The organism is Mesorhizobium sp. M1E.F.Ca.ET.041.01.1.1, assembly GCF_003997355.1.
Classification (GTDB): Bacteria; Pseudomonadota; Alphaproteobacteria; order Rhizobiales; family Rhizobiaceae; genus Mesorhizobium.
Genome location: NZ_RZSL01000431.1, coordinates 1 through 5,430, shown reverse-complemented (window position 1 = coordinate 5,430; position 5,430 = coordinate 1). Strand labels below are relative to the sequence as shown.

General features: G+C 64.3%; 5 protein-coding genes. All 5 read right to left on the bottom strand.

The genetic code is table 11. The features are described 5' to 3' along the window. The coding region (locus EOA38_RS26860) for a DUF4167 domain-containing protein (RefSeq protein WP_245468497.1) at window positions 1–457 on the bottom strand (457 nt) is incomplete at its 3' end. A gap of 338 nt (window positions 458–795) precedes the next feature. Further along, complete coding sequence (gene prmC / locus EOA38_RS26855) at window positions 796–1,665, bottom strand: peptide chain release factor N(5)-glutamine methyltransferase (protein ID WP_126091765.1); 870 nt, start codon at window positions 1,663–1,665, stop codon at window positions 796–798. Next, complete coding sequence (gene prfA, locus EOA38_RS26850) at window positions 1,658–2,737, bottom strand: peptide chain release factor 1 (RefSeq protein ID WP_126091764.1); 1,080 nt, start codon at window positions 2,735–2,737, stop codon at window positions 1,658–1,660. The genes prmC and prfA overlap by 8 nt, the downstream gene beginning before the upstream one ends. Window positions 2,738–2,746: 9 nt before the next feature. Continuing rightward, the gene (gene ptsP, locus EOA38_RS26845) at window positions 2,747–5,017 is read right to left on the bottom strand and encodes a phosphoenolpyruvate--protein phosphotransferase (protein ID WP_126091763.1); all 2,271 of its coding nucleotides are present in this window, start codon (window positions 5,015–5,017) and stop codon (window positions 2,747–2,749) included. An 83-nt stretch (window positions 5,018–5,100) separates the two neighbouring features. Beyond that, window positions 5,101–5,430, bottom strand: a 330-nt coding sequence (locus EOA38_RS26840; RefSeq protein WP_127300657.1) for an ACT domain-containing protein, incomplete at its 5' end; no start/stop codon positions are given.

The following is a 5,430-nucleotide window of genomic DNA, read 5'->3' as shown; positions in this document are numbered from 1 at the left end:
CGTTGTTGTCGCGCCGGTTGTTGTCGCGGCCGTTTTCCTGGTTGAAACCAGGCTCGGCCGGCGTGCCTTCGATCACCGGCTGCGGCCCGGAGCCGTTCGCCGCGGCCTGCGCCTCGCCGGCATTGGCATTGCCGGCGGTGTCGAACTCGTCGCGATCCTCGTCGACGTCATAGTCGAAGTCGTCACGGTTCTGCTGGGCGTTCTGGATCGGCATCTGCGCCTGGGCGGCGGCAATGATGCGATTGTAGTGTTCGGCGTGTTGGAGATAGTTCTCCGCCATCACCCGGTCGCCGGAGCTTTGCGCGTCACGGGCAAGTGCGGCGTATTTTTCGGCGATCTGCTGAGCCGATCCGCGGATCTTCACGTCCGGGCCGTTGCTCTCGTAGTTGCGCGTTAGGGGATTAGGGCCCTTGCGGTTTTGGTTGCCACCGCCGCCATTGTTGTTGCGACCGCGCATGCGCCTGTTCTGCTGTTGTGGCCTCATTCGACTCTCTTCATGTGAATTTTTCTAAAACTCTTCGCGAACGGTGGCGCTCATGCAGCCGACCGTTTCGTTTTTTCACCGGCGTTCGCCCGCATCGATTGCGTTGGCGCCACGTGCCATCCTGTTCCGGTTACATCACTTGCCGGACGATTCCCGCACGAAGCATGGGCGTCGTTTGCACAAGGAGGCAGCTATTTCCAAGGAAAACCGAATCGCTAAGAGCACTGCCTGCTTCGTCTCATCCGGTCAAGCGGGAACCTAGCTGCATTCCCTAATATTGCCAAGCGTTTTTTCGCACTGCATCAGGGGTTTCAACGCTCAAACACCAGAACCCTGTCGTTTCCGCCGAGATCGCGCCGCGCTTCCGTCAGCCTGTAGCCGGCTGCGGCGAAGATCGAAGTGACCTCGCTTTGCTGCGTATGGCCGATTTCGACCGCTACCTTGCCCTGTGCTTCCAGAAACCCTTCCGCCTCTCCGGCGATGATTCTGTAAGGAACCAGACCGTCCACACCACCATCCAGGGCCCGGCGTGGATCGAAATCGCGGACCTCGTCCTGCAGATTTCCAATGTCTCGACTGGGTATATAGGGAGGGTTCGCGGCAATTAAATGGTATCGGCCCGAAACTTTTTCGAACCAGTTGGAATGCAAGGCTTTGAAGCGCCCGGCTAACCCCAGATCCTCGGCGTTTCGGGTGGCGGTCGCCAGTGCGCCGGCGGAGATATCGACGCCCGTCGCGGTCGCGGTCGGAACGGCGCTGAGCAGTGCCAGCGCAATGGCGCCGGTTCCGGTGCCAAGGTCGAGAATACGGCATCCGCCGAACCTTTCGGCCGTTGCCTTGGCGAAGGGCAAGATGGCGTCGACCAGGGTCTCGGTGTCCGGCCGCGGCTCCAGCGTTTCCGGCGAAAGTGACAACCGCAGGCCATAAAATTCGCGGTAGCCGAGGATGCGATGCACCGGCTCGCCTGCGACGCGACGTCTCAGGGCCGCGTCGATCGTTGCAAGCACCGTTGCATCGACTGGACGACCGGCCTCGGCGATGGCCTGGGCGCGGGTCGTGCCGGAAAAATGCTCGACGATCAGTCTGGAATCGAGGGCCGGATCGGCAATGCCGGCAGCAGCAAGCCGTTCCCTCGCCGCGCGCAGCAGCGGACCTAGAGCTGCTGGCAGCACATCAGCCATCAACGCTCATGTCGGCAAGCAGCTTCGACTGGTGGTCGGCGATCAGCGCGTCGATCACCTCGTCGAGCTCGCCCATCATCACGCGTTCGAGCTTGTAGAGCGTTAGGTTGATGCGGTGGTCGGTGACGCGGCCCTGCGGAAAATTATAGGTGCGGATGCGTTCCGAACGGTCGCCCGAGCCGACCTGCGATTTTCGCGACTCCGAGCGCTCTTCATCTGCGCGGCTGCGCTCCAGGTCGTAGAGTCGCGCCCTGAGAATCTGCATGGCGCGCGCCCGGTTCTGGTGTTGCGACTTCTCCGCCTGCACCACCATGATGCCGGTCGGCAGATGGGTGATGCGCACCGCCGAGTCTGTGGTGTTGACATGCTGGCCGCCGGAGCCCGAAGCACGCATCGTGTCGATGCGGATATCCTCGGGCCTGATCTCGATGTCGACCTCCTCGGCTTCCGGCAGCACCGCTACGGTGGCGGCCGAGGTGTGGATGCGTCCGCCGGCCTCGGTTTCCGGCACGCGCTGCACGCGGTGCACGCCGGATTCGAACTTCAGATGCGCGAACACGCCCTTGCCCGACACAGAGGCGATGATTTCCTTGTAGCCGCCGACTTCGCCTTCGCTGGCCGAAACGACCTCGAAGCGCCAGCCGCGCGAGGCGGCATAGCGCTCATACATGCGAAACAGGTCGCCGGCGAACAGCGCCGCCTCGTCGCCGCCGGTGCCGGCGCGGATTTCGAGGATGGCGTTCCTATCGTCGGCCGCATCCTTGGGCAGAAGCAGGATCTGGATGTCCTTCTGCAACGCCTCGATGCGCTCCTCGACCTGTGGCAGGTCCGCCTCCGCCAGCGCCCGCATTTCGGCGTCGGTGCTCTTGTCGGCGAGCATCGCTTCGAGGTCGGCCTGTTCCTGCTCGGCGGCGCGCAGCGCCCGGATCTTGCCCACCATCTCCTGGATGTCGGCATATTCCGAGGCCATTTTGACATAGGCGTCGGCCGACGGCCCGGCCGACATCTGCGCTTCGAGCATGTCGAAACGCTTGACGACTTGATCCATGCGGTCGCGGGGCAGGTTGATCATGGCAGAATGCTATAGCGGTATGGAGCGGTCGTCGGCAAAGGCCTGCAGCAGCGCCCGCATCGGCGTCCCTTGAGCAGGCGCCATCAGATTGTCCTTGAAGAAGGCCTCCAGCTCCTGCAGCGGCAGCTCGGTCAGCATCGCCTTGACCGGGCCGATCGAGGCCGGCGACATCGAGATCGAGCGGAAGCCTAGGCCGATAAGCGCCATCGCCGAGATCGGTTTGCCGGCCAGCTCGCCGCAAAGCGTCACCGGCGTATGATTGCGGGCGCCGGCATCGGCGATCTGCTTCAGCGCGCGCAGGAACGGCGCCGACAACGTGTCGAAGCGATCGGCAAGCTGCGTGTTGCCGCGATCGACCGCCATGATGAACTGGAACAGGTCGTTGGAGCCGACCGAAACGAAGTCGACCGCCTTCATCAGCTCGTCGAGCTGGAACAGCAGCGAAGGCACCTCCAGCATCGCCCCGAGCTTTAGACTTGTCGGAAGATGATGCGCAAAGCGCGACAGATGCCTTACTTCGCGGTCGATGATCTCGCGCGCCTGCGCGATTTCCGACAGTTCCGTCACCATCGGCAGCATGAGCTTCAGCTCGCGCCCGCCGCAGGCCTTGAGCAGCGCGCGGATCTGGGTCCTGAGCAGGCCGGGGCGGTCCAGGGTGAGCCGGATCGCCCGCCAGCCGAGCGCCGGGTTCTCCTCCTGCACCACGCCCTTGAAATAGGGCAGCACCTTGTCGCCGCCGATATCGATGGTGCGGAAGGTGACCGGCTTGCCGCGCGCGGCGTCGAGCACGTCGCGGTAGAGCCGTTCCTGCGCCTCGGCGCGCGGGAAGGTCGAAGCGACCATGAACTGCAATTCGGTGCGGAACAGGCCGATGCCGGCCGCCCCCGATTCCGAGAGCTGCGGCAGGTCGACCGCCAGGCCCGCATTCATCAGGAGATCGACCGGGACGCCGTCCTTGGTGACCGACGGCTTCTTGCGCAGCTCGCGGTAGACCTCCTGCCGCCGCGCCCGGAAGCGGACCTTTTCGGCATAGGCGGCCTCCAGGTCGGACTGCGGCCGCAGATGGATGGAGCCTTCGTCGCCGTCGACGATGATGGCGTCGCCGTTTTCCGCCATGGAAACGGCGCCTTTGACCTGCCCGGCGACCGGGATCCCCATGGCGCGCGCGACGATGACGACATGGCTGGTCGCCGTGCCGTCCTCCAGCACCAGGCCGCGCAGCTTGTCCCTGGGATAGTCGAGCAGTTCGGCGGCACCCATCGAGCGGGCGACGATGATGGCGTCCTTGGGCAGCGAGGCCGCGACATCCTCCGGCCCGCGTCCCATCAGCTGGCGCAGCAGCCGGTTGGCGAGATCGTCGAAATCGCTCATCCGCTCGCGCAGATAAGGGTCGGTCATGTGGAACATGCGCGCGCGCATGTCGCTCTGCACCTTCTCGACGGCTGCTTCCGCCGTCAGGCCGTTGCGGATCGCCTCCTCCAGACGGCGCACCCAGCCGCGGTCGTTGGCGAACATGCGATAGGCCTCGAGCACCTCGCGGTGCTCGCCCTCGAAAGCGACGTCGCGGCGCTCCAGCATGTCGTCGATGGAAAGCCTCAGCGAGCCGAGCGAGCGGTCGAGGCGGCGCACCTCCTCCTCGCTGTCCTCGTTGAACAGGTTGGTGACGACGATGCGCGGCTCGTGCAGCACGACGTGGCCGAGCCCGACACCCTCGTTGAAGGAAAGGCCGGTGAAGCTCGCAGGACGGCTGAGGTCGAGCTCCAGCCCGGGCCGGGTCAGCCTGGCGAGATCGCCGGTGGCGATCATCTCGGCGATCACCATCGCCGTCGTTTCCAGCGCCTCTATCTCGTCTTCGCGATATTGGCGCATGGTCTTGTTCTGCACCACCAGGACGCCCAGCGTGCGCCCTGCCCTCAGCACCGGAACACCAAGGAAGGAATGGTAGATCTCTTCACCGGTTTCCGGCAGGTAGGCGAAGGCCGGATGTTCCTGAGCGTTGGAGAGGTTGAGCGGCCGTGCACTGGCTGCAATCGTGCCGACCAGGCCTTGGCCGAGCCTCAATTGCGCGAGGTGGACGGCGTTGGGGTTGAGGCCTTCGGTGGCGTAGAGCTCAAGCACCGAGTCGGCGCGCAGCACATAGAGCGAGCACACTTCGGCGACCATGTTGGAGGCGATGTCGCGCACGATGCGGTCGAGCCGCTCCTGCGGCTCCAGCGGCTCCTGCATGAGCTCGCGGAGCCGTTTCAGCAGAACGCGCGGGCCGCCGGCCGTATCACGCATCGCGGCTTCTTCTCCAATGGGCACTTTGCCCGCCGCAGTTTCTCCCGCGGCCGGCACTCACGCAACAACTGACTCAGTTCTTGCTATTGCTTATCGAGCCCGTACACGGAATGCAAAGTACGAACTGCAAGTTCCGTATAGGGACCGTCGATCAGTATCGAGATTTTGATCTCGGACGTCGTGATCGCCCGGATGTTGATCTGCTTGTCGGCCAGCGCCTTGAAGGCGGTGGCGGCGACGCCGGCATGGCTGCGCATGCCGATGCCGATGACCGAGACCTTCGACATGCCGGCTTCCGACTGCACCACGTCGTAGCCGACATCGGCCTTGATGCGTTCGAGCACGGCCAGCGCCTTGTCGACGTCGCCGGAAGGCACGGTGAAGGTCATGTCGGTGAGCTTGCCGTCCTCGGA

Coding starts and splice junctions, on each gene's coding strand:
- prmC (WP_126091765.1), bottom strand. CDS start 1,665: ATGGCTGATGTGCTGCCAGCAGCTCTAGGTCCGCTGCTGCGCGCGGCG.
- prfA (WP_126091764.1), bottom strand. CDS start 2,737: ATGATCAACCTGCCCCGCGACCGCATGGATCAAGTCGTCAAGCGTTTC.
- ptsP (WP_126091763.1), bottom strand. CDS start 5,017: ATGCGTGATACGGCCGGCGGCCCGCGCGTTCTGCTGAAACGGCTCCGC.